Source organism: Candidatus Bathyarchaeota archaeon, assembly GCA_026014805.1.
Taxonomy (GTDB): Archaea; Thermoproteota; Bathyarchaeia; order Bathyarchaeales; family SOJC01; genus JAGLZW01.
Genome location: JAOZHR010000001.1, coordinates 1 through 17978, shown reverse-complemented (window position 1 = coordinate 17978; position 17978 = coordinate 1). Strand labels below are relative to the sequence as shown.

The following is a 17978-nucleotide window of genomic DNA, read 5'->3' as shown; positions in this document are numbered from 1 at the left end:
CTGCTGTTATATTTCGCGGTCCGTAGGTTCCTAAGCCTTCCAAGATCTTCAAATCGAAGAAGTCCAAGTTTTTTCGCATTCTCACCGCACCAGTTTGTATTACTTAGCAACAGATGCTTTTTTAAGTTATGTTGGAATTCCACCACCAGGAAGTGCGTCTCCGCCACCTGTCGGCGTAAAACCTCCGTCTAACAACAGATTGCTGAGGTCGAAGGAGTTCATGCTGTTTGAACAGACGGTACTGATGGATGTTGCTGCTATGCTTACGGCGGCTGCGGCGAGTAAGAAGACAAAAAGCAAAATTTTCCATTTCATAAATAGTCACCTCCTCCATTTTTTAATTTTCGTATGAAGCTATTATGAAAGCAGACGAAAAGTTAAATATTGCCTATGACGTGTAATTACATTTTAAGTTGTGTGTCTTATCGAAGGTGAGAGTTTGGCAGCTAGAAGAGACAGATTTTACAGAACATTGCTATCCGCTTTGGACGAAAGCATGAAAAATATTTTTGGAGAAAATACAGCCAAGGCGGTTTACTACCATCTAAGGGAAGGGTATCTGCTGAAACTTGAAGATATTCCCACAAAGCCGCAAACTTTCGCTAAGGCTATTAAAGAAATATTTGGAGAGACCGGTGCCGAAGTAATTGAAACTCTGCTTGTGAAAGATCTGTGCACGAAATTCAGAATTAAAGGACAGAGAAAGGACATAGACAGGTTAGTCGACTGCATGCATGAATTGAAAATTACATGTATCGAAAAATGATAGAAAACCGTGCCCTAACGCAATTTTGATAAATTGTCGAGAATTGTTACATAAGACTTCTCAAGAGTGCATAATCCACCTGTAGAAGAGCTTCTTGAGCAACTTCGAAGCTTCACTTGAATCATTATATCAGTTAATGCTGCAACCTTGGCAGAAAAAGCTGGCGACGTAATAACTCAAAACATAGTGATGATAGGGGCGTTAGCGGCTACTGGAAAACTTCCGTTGAAAATTGAGATTTTAAAAGAGGCTTTGCGTGAATTAGTGCCAGTCAAATATTTAGAAATAAATATGAGAGCTTTTGAGTTGGGCTACGACACTGTCAAAATGTCGCATGCGTCAGTCTAGGTGGGTGGTTGTGGCGGCCAGCTATCGTAAGTTATGGCAATCGTGTCTCCTTCATGGAGTATGTGCTTCGCGGACGAGTATTGTAGACTTGTCCATTCTAAGTTTCCGGAATCCCAGTACCAGTAAAACCATCCGTACGGACCATCGTTAGCCACACCATTTATTGATGTCACTAGTATTCCCAAGTCTCCTCCGTAGTCTTTGTGGTCTACATCAGCTATCGAACAAGTTGCGTTAAATGCGGTCGAACCTAATGGAAGCACAGTATTGTTATGCCAAACTCTTGTTCCATTGCCATAATTTAAAAGAATGTTAGCTTTGAAGGAGATACTGTTGAATTGGTCGGCTAGATTGTTGTATTCTCTATGATAGATTTCGAATTGAACGAAATAGTAGCTTGCAATGAAAGTTCCTAAAATTGCCCAGACGAGCACACCGAGAATTACATAGGTAAAGAGTTTTTTCTCCAAACTTTTTCACCTCCGAAGAATTCCTGTAAAGCTCTTGTCAACGGAAAGAAAGCTACCAAAAAAACAAAGAAGTTTGACACAACATGGATTAACAGAAAAGGAGCACCAGAGACAATTGCACTGACAAAAGCAGGTAGAATAGGTATTCCAAGTAGCATAAAAGACATAGCAACGCCGAAATTGGTAATTAGGTCATAAATAACTGTAAGAAAAGCACCTAAAATGGCCGCCTCACCACAAGAACTTGGGGTGTATATGCCTTTTTTTGTGCGTCCATACAACCCGCCTACAATACCAATGATAATCATTCCAGCCATTTGAAAAGGCAACATCAACCCGGCAAATCCCCAAGGCGACAAAAACCCGTTGATGAACATTACAGTTGCACCAAGCGCACTGCCTAAAAAAGCGCCGAAAAAGGCACCTGCAAAGAAGACAAGTAAAGAGGTAAATTCAACGTTTGGAGGACGAGGGGTTAATTGTAAACTAATACATAAGGCAGTCAGAAGGGTGAACAGTGCAACGCGGCGAGTCGTTGATGATTCCATAGGAATTGGTTGGATAATCCATCCATATAAAACTTTTCTTTAATTTCAGTACTCAAACTTGCTTTGTTTTAGGGTTAAATACTTTGAAAAACACCAACAGCAAAAGAACAATGTATGATCTACATAAATGAAAAGCCAGCTACAATTCCCTCTCTTTAAGCCCCCATTGACAGAGCTATTAAAAGCCTATTTAGAGCCCATAATATACAATCTAATCTAAGAGCTACGCGCTAACTTCTAAAAAACGTGTCTAACCCGACTCGTCGCCGCTTCTCACCACCAACATTTCCCACTACGATTTCATCATTCACCAATAACTCCATCCCATCCCTCGCCGCTACCGTCTCTACACCTGTTCCTTTCACCACACGCTTTGCCTCTCCAACAGGACCCCGAAAAATCATCTTCATCCCAAAATGCGTCAACACCACAAACTCTGGCTTAACAGCACTCACGATCTTCATCGCATCATCAGTAGTCATGTGACCCTGCCACGGCTCCTCACTTGGCCGCAAAACACACAAAATCAATATTCGCACACCCTTATAATATCGCTCAATTCCCTCAAAGAACTCAGTGTCACTTGTATACCCAATGCTACCCACATCAGTCTCAAAACGAAACCCAACTGCATCCACATCCGAATGTCTCGCCTCAGCCCCCACCACCCTCACACCTCCAACCTCAAAGTCCTCCCCAGCCACAACCTCCACGACTCGCTCGGGCAAACTTTGATGATACTTTGAAATCGCCACTTCAGCTGTTTCACCGCCTCTAAGCACACTTCTCGCCGCCGCCAAAACACCCCGCCGCCTAATAGTCCCTCTAGTCATCGCCTCAACCAAAACCTCAGCATCATTATAATGATCAGGATGAGCATGCGAAACCAAAATCCCATCGATCTTCTGTGGGTCCAACCCCAATTTCCAAGAATATACAAGCCCCCCAGGCCCAGGATCTAAATGCACATTGAATCCATCACTCAACAATCGGATTCCTGCAGTCCGCCGTTTCTGTGTAATAGTCACAAACCGACCACCACCTGTCCCTAAAAATACCACTCTAAGCTCTTCCAAAGCTCATCACATCAACTGGGTTAACCCCACTGCCTTCTCATTAGCTTTATTACCCCAAATACTCCTTAAATAGCCAACGTAGGAGCATCCACAAAACATGTTTATAGTAATACGTATCGGTGGCTCAGTCATCGCCTCCCCAACAAACCCGAAACTCATAAATCAATACATAAAACTTCTCAAACAACTCAGAAAAAAAAGCTACAAAATCATAACTGTAGTCGGCGGTGGTGCTCTAGCGCGGGAATTTATAAAGACAGCCAATCAACTGGGACTAAGCGAAGAGGCACAAGACTGGCTTGCCATAAAGGTCTCACGTCTTTACGCCCTACTTGTCACGTTGAAACTAAATAAGAACGGAACAAGGAATATACCTACCTCAATAAGCGAAGTTGTCAAAGCCTTAGAGAAAGATAAAATTGTGGTTATGGGTGGATTGAAACCAGGAATGACAACAGATACAGTTGCCGCTCTCATCGCCCAAAAAATAAAAGCGCAACTTCTTGTGAAAGCCACGGATCAGGATGGCATCTACAACAAAGACCCGAGAAAATATGAAGACGCGGAAAAACTAGATACAATAACATATCACGACCTAACACAACTCTTCGAACAAAACTGCCACAAAGCAGGGATACACCAAATTCTTGACCCAGTGGCCATCAAAATCCTACAGAAAACCAACATCAAAACCATCATAGTAAACGGCTACACCCCCAAAAATATCCAACAAGCCATAGAAGGCCAAAAAATCGGCACAGTAATCACATAATAAAACATAAATAAACCACCGCATAATGCTATGACGGTGCGAAGGGATGCCCTACCAATTTACGTAACCAGCAACAGAACTCTATCCCCAATCAGACTAAAACATCCTAAAAACAACCAAACCACGTGGAGACTTTTTATTCGAACGCCACTAAACTACAGTAGAAACCCAAAAGAAACTGGGGGAACCACCTGTGGTTAGACTTCGCGAAAACGAACAGAAAACGCTCCTCGCTCTCGGCAATCTAGGCGGTAAAGCCAACGTAAATCAAATCATAAAAGCCAGCGGTCTCGCTCACGCTGCTGTCATGCGAGCAACATTAAAACTATCAGAAGAAAAGTTTGTCCAACTTCACGAACAAGTACAAACAATCGTGACCTTAAGCAAAGAAGGAAAACTGCACGCAAAGAAAGGATTGCCAGAACGTCAACTGATTAATTCGCTAATTAAGTTAAGCGGCAAAGCAAAGATTGACAAGGTTGTTGAAGACGCAAAACTAGAAGATAAATTTGTATCCATAGCTCTAGGCTGGCTACGTCGAAAAGAATGGGCAACAATAGAACAAAAAGAACGAACCTTGAAGGCTTTGAAAAAGCCAAAAAAAGGAAAGGACGAAGAGATTCTAGCACTTTTAGCAGAAAATGACGCTATTATAACTGAAGAATTAAATAAAGAAAAACAAGAAGCAATAGCAACTTTACGGAAACGCAAGCTTGTACAGACTGAAGAAAAAACTTATCGAATACTGGATCTAACCACAAAAGGTCGAAAGCTCCTTAAAAAAGGAGTCAAGATCATTGAAGAAGTAAGCCAACTTACCACTGAACTTATCGTGACGGGAAAATGGAGAGAGACAAAACTAAGAAAATTCAATGTGACTGCACATGGTCCACCTGTATATCCAGGCAAGGTTCATCCCTTGCAGCAAATCATCGAACGTGCAAGAGGGATTTTTCTGGAAATGGGGTTCACCGAAATCCGTGGGCCACTAGTTGAAACAGCTTTTTGGAACTTCGATGCGTTATTTCAACCTCAAGATCATCCAGCAAGAGAGATGCAAGACACGTTTTACCTTTCCGTCCCTAAAGCTGGGAAATTACCTAAGAAAATCGTTGTGGACGCTGTTGCGAAAACGCATGAAGATGGTTGGATAACAGGGTCGAGTGGATGGGGATATAGGTGGAACCCAGAAGAGGCTAAGAGGTTAGTGTTACGTACTCATACAACATCTGAAACTATCAAATACCTTTCAAAGCATAAGAAGCCGCCTATTAAGGTCTTTTCAGTTGACCGAGTTTATCGAAACGAACAACTTACATACAAGCACACGGCAGAATTTTACCAAATAGAAGGCATTGTGGTAGACAAAGGAGTATCGTTGCGCGACTTGATGGGTACTTTAAAGATTTTCTATAGCAGTTTTGGATTGAAAAAAGTAGAGTTCTGGCCATGCTATTTTCCCTATACAGAGCCTTCAGCGCAAGCAATGGTTTATGTTCCGAAACTTAAGCATTGGATGGAGCTTTGCGGTATGGGCATGTTTAGACCTGAAGTTTTAGCTCCGATGGGTATAAAATACCCTGTTTTAGCTTGGGGAGGAGGGCTGGAACGTATAGCCATGTTGGAACTCGGGCTTGATGACATACGGCTACTGTATGGCAACCACCTAGGATGGATTAGGAGGACACCGTTATGCCGGTAATCACTTTAGACAGGGAAAGGTTCTCCGAGTTTGTGGGGCGAAAACTCACTCTTGCAGAAATGGCCAAATGGCTGCCTTGGCTAGGCTTCGACATAGAAGAAGTCGGAGAGGACAATGTAAAAGTGGAGTTCAACCCCAACCGTATCGACTTTTGCAGCTACTCTGGAATAGCTAGGGCTTTCAACGGGTTGAGAGGCTGGGAAATTGGGTTACCAAAATACAACGTGAAAAGCGGCAGAACAGTGCTCAACATCGACGAAGCAATCTCTGAGGTTAGACCTTTCATGCTAGCAGCGATTGTGCGTGACGTGAAGCTTGACGAAGAAGACGTTATTGACTTGATGGAAATGCAGGAGGACTTACACTGGGGCGTGGGTAGAGACCGCAAAAAAGCTTCCATAGGCGTGCACAACTTAGACGTAATCAACCCGCCTTTCACCTATACAGCGGTTGAGCCGAACAGCGTGAAATTTGTTCCGTTGGACAAGACTGAAGAGATGAGTCCAAAAGAAATTCTAGAAAACCACGAAAAAGGAGAAGCGTACAGACAGTTGATTGACTGGGCACCGAAATATCCTTTGTTAATTGATAAAGATAGTAAGGTGCTTTCTATGCCACCGATAATAAACGGCGAATTAACAAGAATCGACAAACAGACTGAAAACTTGTTCATCGACGTAACAGGAACAGATTATGCTGCAGTTGAAAAGAGCCTAAATGTTCTGTCCACAGCTCTCTCAGATATGGGAGGCACCATCGAGAACGTAAAAGTAAAATATACAGACCATACGCTGTTCTCACCTGATTTAAGCCCGCAGAAGATGAAGCTTCGAACAGCATATGCTAACGAGTTGTTGGGTCTTAGGCTTTCAGAATCAAAAATCGTTGATTGTTTAAAGAAGTGTAGGCTAGGAGCTAAGAAACTTCGGAAAGGCGTCGTTGAAGTGATGATTCCAGCTTATCGTATCGATGTTCTTCATGAAGTAGACTTGGTGGAAGAGGTGGCGATTGGCTATGGCTACTACAAGTTTAAACCCACTTTTCCATCCTCAGTCACCATCGGAAAACAGCACCCCGCCTTCAAAACCGCAAACATGGCAAGGCAAATCATGATAGGCTTGGGCTTCACAGAAGCCATGAATTTTACCATCACAAACGAAAACTTACACTATAAAAAGATGCGTAGAAAAGCCGAGAAATCTGTCAAGCTTGCCAACCCTGTCTCAACTGAATTCACAATGATGCGGCAAGATTTGCTGCCTAGCTTAATGAAAAACCTCGCGGACAACAAACATGAAAGTTTTCCCCAAAAACTCTTCGAAGTCTCAGATGTAGTGCGACTAAATAGCAAGCAAGAGACACGATGCGAAAGACGACTGCACCTAGCTGCAGTATCATCCCATGCAACCGCAAATTTTACCGAAATAAAATCTGCTGTAGAAGCGTTGATGGCAAACATGGGCTTAAACTGTTGGAAAATAAGAGAAACAAAGCATTCAAGCTTTATCGATGGAAGAGCCGCAACGATCAGTTTCAAGAACAAGCAGATAGGAATGGTTGGCGAAGTGCATCCAGAAGTCCTAAACAATTTCGAGCTAGAAAATCCTACCGCAGCCTTTGAAATAGACTTGGAGACATTGATAGACTAGAAAACCTTTTTCTCTACGTTTTCTGTTTATTATCCTAGCGATGACATGAGCACAATCCCACTGAAACTCTCCCTTTGAGGGCTCGTGCAGACGGACTTGACAGAAGCTTGTGTAATAGCTGGCTTGTGACGAAGAGCTTACCCAAACACGGGACACGGTGGGCGCGGGTGATTAACCTCCCACGCTAGAGAGAGCTTAACATAGAAGAGCGTGAGACTCCATCAATGAAGTTAAGTGTTAGTTGACGTGGAACACATGTCACCCGCGATAAAGAGAACTTTTAAGTCTTTAATCAAAGAATGTAAGGAAGGAATATTCAGGGGGCTACAATGTTGGACATCGAAGAAAAACTCGTTCTTGCTACACGTAACACTGTGGAAATAATAACCTCCGATGAGCTGCGCTCCTTGCTTGAAACAAAAACTAAACCTCGCGCCTACTGGGGTTTCGAGTCCAGCGGGCTAATGCACATAGGGTTAGGTCTGGTATGCGGCTCAAAAATTAAAGACATGGTTGAAGCAGGCTTCCACTTCGTCATTTTCCTTGCAGATTGGCACTCATGGATCAACAATAAGCTCGGCGGCGAGATGAAAAACATACACTTGTGCGGAGAATACTTCAAAGAATGCTTCACCGCACTAGGCATAAAAGATGTTGAATACTTGTGGGCGACGGACCTCGCTAAAGATATCGAATACTGGGAAAAAGTTGTAAAAATAGGAAAAAAAGCCTCGGTTCAACGCATATGGAGAGCACTTCCTATCATGGGCAGGGAGATGAACCTTTCCGATGTTGAGACCGCTTGGCTGTTCTACCCATGTATGCAAGCCGCAGACATATTCCACATGCAGCTTGATGTAGCGTGTGCAGGCATGGAACAACGCAAAGCCCACATGCTCGCCCGCGACGCAGCAGAAAAATTAGGCTGGCAAAAACCATCGTGTATTCATACTCCATTACTTCTGGGACTCAAAGGACCCGCTGAAAGCGATAGGCAGCTTGACGATGATGTAGCGTTAAACTTGAAGATTGTCTCAAAAATGTCCAAGAGTCTACCGAGCACATGTATCTTCGTACACGACTCGCCAGAAGACATCAAAGCCAAGTTAAAGGATGCGTATTGCCCGCCAAAACAAGTAAGTGGCAATCCAGTGTTAGAAGCGGCGCAGCTCGCCGTGTTTAGCAATGCTAATGAGTTAACAATAACACGTCCACCTGAATATGGCTGTACCGAAATCTTTACCAACTACGTTGAACTCGAAAAAGCATATAGAGAAGGAAAAATTCATCCCTTGGACCTAAAAAACGCAGTCGCAGAAGCCGTAATACAAATATTAGAACCCGTTCGAACTCACTTCAAAAAGCATCCAGAAAAACTGGAGAAGATGAAGAAAATCGAAGTAACAAGGTAAAACAACATTGTCAACTCGCTTAAAGGAAAAAGTAGAGAGAATCGAAGAGCTCTTGGAAAGGTTGGCCCTTCAATCAGCCAAGGGCATACCTATAATTGTTGAAGGCCAAAATGACATCGATGTCCTTCGCAAACTTGCGTTTTGTGGAAACATAATTGCAGCAAAGACAAGAAATTCTTTCCTCGCCTTAGTAACAGAAATAGAAAAACTAGACATAGAAGAAGTAGTATTGTTAATGGATTTTGACAGGCGCGGCAAGGAATGGACAAAACGTTTAACACTGTACCTTGAACAAACCAAAGTAAAGCCAAACGTGTTCTTCTGGCAAGAACTCCGCAATCTGGTAAGTCATAATATCAAAGACATAGAAGGCCTGCTACCGTACCTGCAGACTTTAAGAAAAAAGATTGGAAATTCGCAAACTATAATAGAGAGAAAACTGTAACCGAGTATTCGGTTACAATTCACATTTGGTGAGACTCCTTACATTATCACTTGGAGGTGACGTTAATGGGACCATCACAAAGCGTTACAGTAAAGTATGTAATCCGTGCAAAATTTGAGATCGAGGGCGTTGTAGAAAAATCAGATGTTATTGGAGCAGTTTTCGGTCAAACAGAAGGCTTGTTTGGGCCAGAATTAGATTTGCGGGAACTGCAAAAATCCGGCAGAATTGGAAGGATCGAAATCAACCTACAATCAAAACAGGATAAAACATCTGGAATAATCATCATACCAACAAGCCTAAACCGCGTTTCCACAGCCATACTAGCTGCAAGCATAGAAAGCATCAACCGTGTAGGGCCATGCAACTCCAAAATCACTCTGGAAAAAGTTGAAGACATACGTGATGCAAGACGCAAACTCATCATAGGCCGCGCAAAAGAGATTCTTCACCAATGGAACATCGAATCTATGCCAAGCACAGACGAAATTTTTCGCGAAGTCTCAGAAACGCTACGAACGGCAAAAGTTGAAAAATATGGCAAAGAAAAACTCACTGCCGGACCTGAAATCGAAAGCGCAAAAGAGATAATTGTTGTTGAAGGCAGAGCTGACGTTCTCAATCTCTTGAGATGTGGAATACTGAACGTTATTGCCCTTGAAGGGGCTAGAATTCCAGGAACGATAATCAAACTATGTAAAGAAAAGGAAGCAACGGCGTTTCTAGACGGCGACCGTGGAGGAGACTTGATACTTAAAGAATTGATACAAGTAACTAACACAAAGTATGTTACACGGGCTCCTTCAGGAATGGAAGTTGAAGAGCTAAACTGCAAAGAACTCATGACAGCGCTTGACAAAAAGGTTCCTATGGAGCGACTGAAAAGGAGGAAGGAAAGACGCAGGGTGCTCGTTCCAAAGCAAATTGTCAAGGTTGCAAAGGAGTTAGAGAGCAGCTTGGAAGCGGTATTGCTTAATGAAAAGATGGAAAAAATGGAGCGCTTGCCAGTGAGTGAACTTGCAGAAAAGCTTCAGCAAATAGAAGACATAGATACTGTGGTTTTCGACGGCGTTATAACACAACGTTTAGTAGATGTCGCCAGTAAGAAGAAAGTCAAATACTTAGTGGCTGCACGTGTTTCAGATGTTGTTACGCACCCCTTAAATGTGCATCTTATCACTTTCGCTGATATTCAAGGTTAGCTGCCCAAAAACTCAGTTAACGTTTCCTGCTTCTCCTCAACTTTCTCCGGGCTTGTATTTTCTTTCAATAAAGTAGATTTTGAAGTCCTGTCAATTATCAAGACGCGGTTTCCAACAGTGTCTACACTCCATATCCAAAGCTCCGATATATCGCCTTCGATCTCGCAGTTGCTGTCTAAAAGCTAGAAGGTAACCTTCAAATAGTGATCGCCCCAAGAAATAGGATTGCTGCTGTGGATTTTAACTTTTTAATACCTCGATGTTTCTATTAGGTGACGCAGGCGGTGTGCGATTTTGAAAATTTTAGGGAAGAACTTCAAGAAAGGCATCGTTAAAGTAGTGCCTAAAACGTTGGACGACTTGTGGCATTTATACAACATCATTTACATGGGCGACTTGGTGTATGCCCGAACAACTCGAGAAGTGAAGGTTGACGGAGAGTATGCAAGACCTCAAAAAGGCAAACGTGTTTCGGTTTTCCTTAGCATAAGAGTTGAAGACGTTTTTTGGGACCGTAGTTTAGACAGACTTCGAGTGCACGGCAAAATACACGAAGCACCGGAAGATATCGCTGGACGAGGCGCACACCACACATTGAACATAGCGGTGAACAAGCCGATAACGATAGTAAAGGACAAGTGGCTGAAGCATCAAATTGACCGTCTTGAAAGAGCTAGACGTTTCCAAGCACCACCTATCGTTGTTGTTTCGATTGATAGCGAAGAGTACTGTATCGCAATGATCAGGCAATATGGAATAGATGTACGAGTTGAAAGCAAAGCTAGCCTTCCAGGTAAGTTAGAAGCAGAGAAGAGAGCAAACGCTTTACGAAACTATTTTAGAAAAACATTGAACGCCTTGAGAACACTTTGGCAAAGTATTCATTGTTCAATCGTGATAATTGGAGTAGGCTTCGTCAAAAACCAATTCGTTAGATACGTGAAAAACGAGGCGCCAGACATTGCTCAAGCAGTGGTAGATGTAAAAGGTGTCAACAGCAGTGGAGTAGCAGGTATTAAGGAGGCTCTACGCTCCGGCGTGTTAGACAAAGCATTGAAGCATGTGCGCATTGCAGAAGAAGCTAAAGTTGTTGAAGAAGTGCTTGCAAGGCTTGGAAAAGAGAAAGGTGATGTAACATACGGCTTGGAGCAAGTAGAGAAAGCGGGCACGTTTGGAGCTGTTGAAACCCTTCTCGTGGCAGACTTTACCATAAGAGACGCTTCAGATGAAAAACGACTGGTTTTAGAGAAGTTGATGAGAGACGCTGAAGAAAAAGGCGGAAAAATTATCGTAATAAGTGTTGAACATGAAGCTGGTCAGAAACTGTTGGCTCTTGGAGGAGTTGCGGCACTTTTACGCTTTCCTGTTAGCTAAACTGAACACACTTTATTTTTCATAAAATTTCAAGCGCCGTCGCACTTCTGGTTTTGTATCGGCAAGCTTTTTTAGGGTTTGCTCGAAAGTTTCGTCTGGCGCCAATTCTCTTTCGATAAACACGCCTGTTCTGCCTATTTTATCTCTTCGTAGAAGCGCATGCACACGGTCCAACACGGTCTCTAGAGAAATTCCTAACAGTTTGGCTGTTTCCTCTTCTCGACTGACTATACCGCTTTCAATGTGTCCCTTGTCTGTCGGCTCTATACGCATGAGTCTCTTGTCAACCCCCGCCACTCTTCTGTCTTCCCTTAGCATTGCAAGAGTGATTTCTCCTCCAAAACGGTAAAAGTCTCTTTCCACTCGACGCATTTTTACGAGAGGAAAGGAAACCGCCTGTTGTCTGTCGATTTCGATGTATCCTTTGACCGCGTAGTAGGGTGTAGCTTGTATAATTAATCGCCTGTTTATCTGAATGTCTGCTCTTTCGAGAGTTATTTCGATTCTGAAAGAAGAGGGGAGGTTGAGTATGAAAATATCTACGTCGCTTTTAGCTGTTACATCTCCTCTCGCAACGCTGCCGTGAGTGATTGTGGTTAGATTTGCCTTTTCCAAAATCTCCATTAGATTAATTGCTTTCGAACGTAGTATCTTCAATTGTTGCCATCGCTGTTTATTGTAGTGGATTTCTAGGCGTTCAGCGTGTCTGATTGGCTTAGTCATGAGATTCGGACCTTCTATAGAAACCTATACTAGAGCGTTAATTTTTAATAAACTAAACCAAAACCCGTGCGATAAAACAATGTCCTTAACATGTACGATGTGTAAACGTAGAGACGCAATTTACATGCGCCCTTACTCGGGCGAAAAACTATGCAGTAGTTGTTTTTGCCGTTCTATAGAGAACAAAGTTAGAGCAGCCATAGCCAAGTACGATATGCTTCGCTTCGACGATAGGATAGCTGTTGGAGTCTCAGGCGGTAAAGATAGTATGTCGCTTCTTCACATTTTGACCAGACTTGAAAGGTCGTTCCCTCAAGCTGAGTTAATCGCTGTTACTGTTGATGAAGGTATCCGCGGTTATAGGGATGAAGCATTAAAGATTGCCGAGGAAGGCTGTAAAAAGCTGGGTGTTGAGCATGTCATTGTTTCGTTCAAAGAATTGTTTGGATATAAACTCGACGAGTTGGTTGAGAGATTACATGATAAGGAAAAGAATGGTGGAGGTTTGACGCCTTGTGCTTACTGCGGCGTCTTTCGGCGGCGTGCACTTAATTCTGTAGCTCGAAGGTGTGGAGCAACAAAGCTTGCAACCGCGCATAACCTCGACGACGAGGCACAAACTGTACTCTTGAACATTTTGCATGGTGATCCATTGAGGATAGCTAGAGCTAGACCAGTTTCGTCTGCTACGCATTCGCATTTCGTGTGCCGCATTAAACCTTTCTGCGAAGTCCTTGAAAAGGAAACAACACTGTATGCTTATTTGCGAAAATTTGAGTTTCAAAACATACCATGTCCCTATGCTCCTGCAGCGTTAAGAAACGACATTCGTACTATGTTGAATAGAATGGAAGAAAAACATTCAGGAATAAAATATACGGTTTATCGCTCAGCAGAGAGGCTAGGGTCCTCCATAGAAAATGCAGTAAAAACAGAAAGACTGAGAAATTGCAGAATCTGCGGTGAACCAACCGTAAACGAGATGTGTCAACCGTGCAAAATGCTGCTCAACTTGAAGTCGCATAAACGCTGAGAAACTGTGAATTTTGAGCGGCGGGTCACTGAGGTTCGAAGCCCAGTTTTCGTCAAGCCCACAGCTTACCATTGTCTCGTATCCGCACCCCCTTGAGCGCTGAACGTCTAGACTTAGGTTGCTCCCTCCCGGGCCTGGCCAGATTCACCTAGTAGGCACAGAAACCGCCTCCCTACAGAGACAGCTCCATGACCGCCAGCCCCAAGGGACGGATATTCACTGCAAGGATAAGCGGAGCCCAACGCTCTTTGACACCTCAGCCTCAGCTCTCAGTCCGTCATATAGAGGATTTACGGTCAAGGCAAAGCCTTTCAGGAGACCCCTAGCCCCCCACCTAAGGCCCGCCACCCAAACTTCATAGCTTCGTCCAAACATTAAAACTTTACCAACCACGAAATTGCTAATACAAAGAAAATAGAGATAGACAGGCATGACTCAAATGGCTTCAAGAAAACTCGTAATCTTCGACGTTGAAGGAGTATTGCTACCTAAAAATCGCTATTTAGTCTTCGAACTAGGGCGAAACCTGAGTTTCTTGCAGTTCATTAAGCTCCTTTTCATTGGTTTCCTCTACGAGATAGGCTTACTCTCTCTAAAATCAGCGCTAAAAACTATGTTTAAACTATTTCGAGATTCCACAGTAGAAGAACTGCTAAATACATTCAAAAAAATACCTTTACTCCCGCACACAGAAGCAGTTTTTGTAGAACTAAGGAAAAGAGGGTTAAGAACTGCCCTCATAAGCTCAGGGCTTCCCCAAATGGTTGTCGAAAATCTTGCTTCTCGTCTGAAAGCTGACTACGCTTTTGGACTCGAATTAGAAATTAAGAGCGATATCTTGACAGGAAACATCGAAGGCGACGTCATAAAGAAAAACGGAAAAGCCTTCGTAATGAATAAAATCTTGGACCAAGAAAACATTACACGAAGAGATTGTGTGGTTGTGGCTGATGACCGCAACAACTCTCCAATTTTCTATCCAGAGACCTTGAAGATAGGCTACAACCCAGATTTTCTAATAACCCTAAAGTCCGATTATGTAATAAAAGGCAACTTACTAGAAATTGTGCCGATTCTTGAAGGAACTCAAAAAAGACCTCGTTTTGTTCTAATGCGTAATGAAGTGATTCGGGAGGTTATACATGCCAGTGGATTCTTTGTGGCTCTGGCTGCTATGCGCTTTGGAGTTTATATTGTTGCTTTTCTTCTATTTCTGACGACTCTGACATACATGGCAGCTGAGCTTGCCAGAGTTGAAAGAAAAAACATTCCCCTAATTTCGTCAATTACTCTAAACGCAGCAGCACCCTCAGAACGTTACGAATTTGCTTTGGCTCCAATATTTCTGGCTTTAGGCATCATGTTATCTCTTATACTTTTTCCAACTCCAATAAACTATGCATCGATAGCTATAGTCTCACTTGGAGATAGCACCGCTTCGATTTTTGGCAAAATATTCGGAAAAACTTCAATCCCTTTCAACAAAGGTAAAAGCTTGGAGGGCTCCGTTGCAGGGTTCGCTTTTGCTTTCTTCGGCGCCGCATTTTTTCTTCACCCACTGCAAGCTTTCATTGGCGCAATTGTAGGCACAGTTGTGGAACCCTTGCCGTTGCCAATTAACGACAATCTTTCAACGCCGTTGGCAACTGGTGCCATACTGACTCTTCTCTCTGTAATGTTTTAGGTGTCAAATTATTTGAAATTAGTATTCTCTTTTCATAAAGGATTAGTCTAAGATTACCTGACATAGTTTTCAACAGAGGATACTATAGCTACCCTGCCACGACGTTAGAGGATTAAAAAATGATGGAGCGTATAAAAACTGGAGTAGACGGGTTAGATGAACTCATTGGTGGAGGACTAGTAAAAGGCGAAGTAATCTTATTAGCAGGTAGTACCGGCAGCGGCAAAACAATATTCTCTACTCAATTCATTTACAACGGTGCCACGGAATATGGAGAAAAGGGAGTGTATGCAACTTTTGAAGAAGATGAAGCAAGTTTACAAAGAAACATGGAAGAACTAGGTATGAACTTGGGAAAACTGGAACGTGAAGGTCAAGTCAGGGTCATAGGATTGCAAGCGATGAAAGATGTGGGTTTGAATGCAAATTTGGATTTTATTCTAAAAATAGTTAAGGAAATGAAAGCTGAACGATTGGTTATAGACTCTCTTACAGCTTTTCTCATTGGAATAGGTGAAAAGTTTGAGTATAGAACTCTAATGCATCTTTTTTATAAGATGCTGAAAAAGATTGGTTGCACAACTATAATGACTTGCAGCGTACCAGCAGGGTCTAATACATTAGGGCTTGGAATAGAGGAGTTTATTGCCGATTCAGTCATTGTCCTTGAAAACGTTATGGTTGATACTGAACTTAAAACCCGTTTTCTGATTCGAAAGATGCGGGGAACAAGTCACAGCAGAAAGTATCACGATGTCATAATCGGAGAGACTGGACTCAAAATAGTGCCGTTCTCAACGATGTAACACTTGGGAAATATCATGATAGATTTGCTCTTTTATCTAGCAGTTCTGGTGGTTCTCATTACATTAATAGCTTTTTTTATGCGACAAAAGGGTTCTTACTTCAAGTCAGTGAGAATACTACTACTTATAGCGTTTTCAGCTGTAGCTTCAATTGTCTTAATTAATATGGTTAAAAACTACATAATAAAAGAAAGCTGGATAATGCAACCATACATCCTTTTGGGGACATCTGTCGCAATCGTAGCGGCATTGGCAGTAGAGTAAACTGCTTTCATTTTATACAAGCAACAGCAAGTAATACAACGAAAAGGCTTTTTCTCAAATAAGATAAGCATAATCTCTCTTCTCTTCAAAATGTATGCATTTTCAGTTTTAATTGTGGCATGGATATTCACGCCATGGCAAGTAAAAGACAATGTTCCGAATTTATGGGGCAATCTAGTTCAGAGCTTTGTATATGATCCGCTATTCACGGTGTTTCTTGGAGGAATATTAGTCAGTGTTATAGCGTACCCCTGTGCAGTTTTTATTCTTTTAAGTCGTAAATGCAATGAAAAACATGTTTCGGACGCTCTCTGGTGGCTTGGAATTTGTTGGGCAGCTACTGGAGTAACATTGTTGCTTTTCCATGCATTAATGAGGAACCTAGAAATTGAACTAATAGAAATTAGTTCTCTATTTTATGTGCTATATTGTGGAATCGTGGCATATCATTTTAGGCAGACAACAACTCTGGAGAGTCTATTCAAAATTGCAGATTCTTCTCTTCGTCTAAGAGAGGGAGAGCATCTTGTTGTTTTCTATACGGACAAAGTGGACAAGTGGAAACTCTTTGCAGGATACATCCGCCAAGGCTTATGTGAAGGTGATAGAGTAATCTATGCATATTCTAACGCAGATTCTGAAATTGTCAACTCCAAATTGAAAGAACATGGAATAGACGTAGAAAAACACGAAAAAAAGGGGTCTCTTATTTTGATGAGCGTCTCGCACGTTTATATGCGAAATGGGGTCATCGATTCAGGTCAGTTAATCAATTTTTGGAATGACTTGAAAGCCGGTGCGAGGAAAGGTAGATTCAAGCATGAAAGAGACCTTTTTGATCTGGGTGACTTGAGCTTCCTAGGTAGCCAAAAGGAAAAATACTTTGAATACTTGAGAGAAGCAAACACGCAATTAATGGATCCCTTCATGATTGAACTCCGTGCAGTTAACATCGAAAACTTAAGCCCTCAGCTAATTCGAGAATTCAAGTTTCTAAGCACCAAGTCAATGGATTTGCTTGAATATTCAGACAAGTTCTCAAAAAGAATTGGAATAAATCATAAGCGTGTAATGGGTAGAAATCTATTGCTGGAATTCGATCCTGCGGCGAATTATGAAGAAGCAATTCGCGATTTTGTGCTGGAAGCGTCTGCGAACGCTGAAACAGTTATAGTGATTACCGGCAAAGGCAGCGTAGTTCATACGGTTCTGAGTGGACAAGAAAATGTGAAGCTTTTACTATTGACTCAACTTGCATCTACTCCAAAGACCGACAGATACGCTGATGAGATTTTGATACCTGCGAACAATACGTCTCTTCTTCTCGACGCTTTGAATAAAACTCTTAAAAGTCATCCTGATGGGAATTTCAACTTTGTTTTTGATAACTTGACAAGCCTCATTTTACAGGTAGGATTTAAGAAGGCATGCAATTTCGTGCGCTACGCCTTAGAGATGTTAAGTTCGATAAACGCCACTGCCATATTTCTGTTTAACCCTAGTGCTCATGACGAGAAGATTGCTTCAAGTTTGAGAAGCTTTTTCAGCAATCAAGTAATCTTTGAAAAAGGAGGATTAGAAATTATTAAGTTGCCTGAAGCATTAATGAAAGCGTAAAGAGGCGAGGATGTTGATAGGAAGAGAAATTGAGTTTGAAAAATCGCTTATGAAGACTATTGATGTACAGCTTAAACAGGTTTTTGG

19 protein-coding genes and 1 other RNA gene are annotated in these 17978 nt (G+C 42.3%); 14 read left to right on the top strand and 6 right to left on the bottom strand.

All coding sequences use genetic code 11. The annotated features are described in order from the left end of the window. Positions 1 to 126: 126 nt before the first annotated feature. Positions 127 to 315 (bottom strand): hypothetical protein, encoded by a 189-nt coding sequence (locus NWE91_00100; GenBank protein ID MCW3984807.1) that lies wholly within the window; start codon positions 313 to 315, stop codon positions 127 to 129. A gap of 124 nt (positions 316 to 439) precedes the next feature. Between NWE91_00100 and NWE91_00095 the strand changes: the two genes are divergently transcribed. Further along, on the top strand, positions 440 to 766 hold the full coding sequence (locus NWE91_00095; protein MCW3984806.1) for a DUF3227 domain-containing protein: 327 nt from the start codon (positions 440 to 442) through the stop codon (positions 764 to 766). A 126-nt stretch (positions 767 to 892) separates the two neighbouring features. Further along, on the top strand, positions 893 to 1114 hold the full coding sequence (locus tag NWE91_00090) for a 2-oxoacid:acceptor oxidoreductase family protein (protein MCW3984805.1): 222 nt from the start codon (positions 893 to 895) through the stop codon (positions 1112 to 1114). Here the strand turns inward: NWE91_00090 and NWE91_00085 are convergent. The 3 genes from NWE91_00085 to NWE91_00075 all read right to left on the bottom strand — a co-directional run bounded on the left by NWE91_00085 (position 1111) and on the right by NWE91_00075 (position 3160). Then, the gene (locus NWE91_00085; protein MCW3984804.1) at positions 1111 to 1584 is read right to left on the bottom strand and encodes a DUF4430 domain-containing protein; all 474 of its coding nucleotides are present in this window, start codon (positions 1582 to 1584) and stop codon (positions 1111 to 1113) included. The two genes, NWE91_00090 and NWE91_00085, sit on opposite strands and share 4 nt — an antisense overlap. After that, the gene (locus NWE91_00080) at positions 1557 to 1961 is read right to left on the bottom strand and encodes a hypothetical protein (protein ID MCW3984803.1); all 405 of its coding nucleotides are present in this window, start codon (positions 1959 to 1961) and stop codon (positions 1557 to 1559) included. The genes NWE91_00085 and NWE91_00080 overlap by 28 nt, the downstream gene beginning before the upstream one ends. Before the next feature lie 401 nt (positions 1962 to 2362). Next, positions 2363 to 3160, bottom strand: a complete 798-nt coding sequence (locus NWE91_00075) for an MBL fold metallo-hydrolase (protein MCW3984802.1) — start codon at positions 3158 to 3160, stop codon at positions 2363 to 2365. Between the two features lie 145 nt (positions 3161 to 3305). Here NWE91_00075 and pyrH point away from each other — a divergent pair, with 145 nt between their 5' ends. The 7 genes from pyrH (at position 3306) to NWE91_00040 (ending at position 11764) form a co-directional block, all read left to right on the top strand. Beyond that, entirely contained in the window at positions 3306 to 3980 is a 675-nt protein-coding gene (pyrH, locus tag NWE91_00070) for a UMP kinase (GenBank protein ID MCW3984801.1), read from the top strand. A 193-nt stretch (positions 3981 to 4173) separates the two neighbouring features. Beyond that, complete coding sequence (locus tag NWE91_00065; GenBank protein ID MCW3984800.1) at positions 4174 to 5682, top strand: phenylalanine--tRNA ligase subunit alpha; 1509 nt, start codon at positions 4174 to 4176, stop codon at positions 5680 to 5682. After that, positions 5673 to 7331 carry a phenylalanine--tRNA ligase subunit beta gene (gene pheT / locus NWE91_00060; GenBank protein ID MCW3984799.1) on the top strand — a complete coding sequence of 553 codons (1659 nt, stop codon included), beginning with the start codon at positions 5673 to 5675 and terminating at the stop codon, positions 7329 to 7331. Before NWE91_00065 ends, pheT begins: the two co-directional genes overlap by 10 nt. A gap of 329 nt (positions 7332 to 7660) precedes the next feature. Beyond that, on the top strand, positions 7661 to 8743 hold the full coding sequence (locus NWE91_00055) for a tyrosine--tRNA ligase (GenBank protein ID MCW3984798.1): 1083 nt from the start codon (positions 7661 to 7663) through the stop codon (positions 8741 to 8743). 7 nt (positions 8744 to 8750) lie between these two features. Next, positions 8751 to 9188 (top strand): hypothetical protein, encoded by a 438-nt coding sequence (locus tag NWE91_00050; GenBank protein MCW3984797.1) that lies wholly within the window; start codon positions 8751 to 8753, stop codon positions 9186 to 9188. Positions 9189 to 9253: 65 nt separating this feature from the next. Further along, positions 9254 to 10390 (top strand): DNA primase DnaG, encoded by a 1137-nt coding sequence (dnaG, locus tag NWE91_00045; GenBank protein MCW3984796.1) that lies wholly within the window; start codon positions 9254 to 9256, stop codon positions 10388 to 10390. 294 nt (positions 10391 to 10684) lie between these two features. Beyond that, complete coding sequence (locus NWE91_00040; protein MCW3984795.1) at positions 10685 to 11764, top strand: mRNA surveillance protein pelota; 1080 nt, start codon at positions 10685 to 10687, stop codon at positions 11762 to 11764. Between the two features lie 12 nt (positions 11765 to 11776). Here the strand turns inward: NWE91_00040 and NWE91_00035 are convergent, their stop codons facing one another. Continuing rightward, positions 11777 to 12487, bottom strand: coding sequence for a nucleotidyltransferase domain-containing protein (locus NWE91_00035; protein ID MCW3984794.1), 711 nt, complete (start codon positions 12485 to 12487; stop codon positions 11777 to 11779). Positions 12488 to 12566: 79 nt separating this feature from the next. Between NWE91_00035 and NWE91_00030 the strand changes: the two genes are divergently transcribed. Next, a complete protein-coding gene (locus NWE91_00030) occupies positions 12567 to 13520 on the top strand; it encodes a TIGR00269 family protein (GenBank protein ID MCW3984793.1) in 954 nt (317 codons plus the stop codon). 18 nt (positions 13521 to 13538) lie between these two features. Here the strand turns inward: NWE91_00030 and ffs are convergent. Beyond that, positions 13539 to 13867, bottom strand: an RNA gene (ffs, locus tag NWE91_00025) — signal recognition particle sRNA. Positions 13868 to 13950: 83 nt separating this feature from the next. Here ffs and NWE91_00020 point away from each other — a divergent pair. From NWE91_00020 to NWE91_00005, 4 genes are all read left to right on the top strand, one after another. Then, positions 13951 to 15204 carry an HAD-IB family phosphatase gene (locus NWE91_00020; protein MCW3984792.1) on the top strand — a complete coding sequence of 418 codons (1254 nt, stop codon included), beginning with the start codon at positions 13951 to 13953 and terminating at the stop codon, positions 15202 to 15204. Positions 15205 to 15323: 119 nt separating this feature from the next. Continuing rightward, positions 15324 to 16010 carry an AAA family ATPase gene (locus tag NWE91_00015; GenBank protein ID MCW3984791.1) on the top strand — a complete coding sequence of 229 codons (687 nt, stop codon included), beginning with the start codon at positions 15324 to 15326 and terminating at the stop codon, positions 16008 to 16010. Positions 16011 to 16025: 15 nt separating this feature from the next. Continuing rightward, on the top strand, positions 16026 to 16274 hold the full coding sequence (locus NWE91_00010; protein MCW3984790.1) for a hypothetical protein: 249 nt from the start codon (positions 16026 to 16028) through the stop codon (positions 16272 to 16274). 354 nt (positions 16275 to 16628) lie between these two features. Next, the gene (locus NWE91_00005) at positions 16629 to 17891 is read left to right on the top strand and encodes an MEDS domain-containing protein (GenBank protein MCW3984789.1); all 1263 of its coding nucleotides are present in this window, start codon (positions 16629 to 16631) and stop codon (positions 17889 to 17891) included. Positions 17892 to 17978 lie beyond the last annotated feature (87 nt).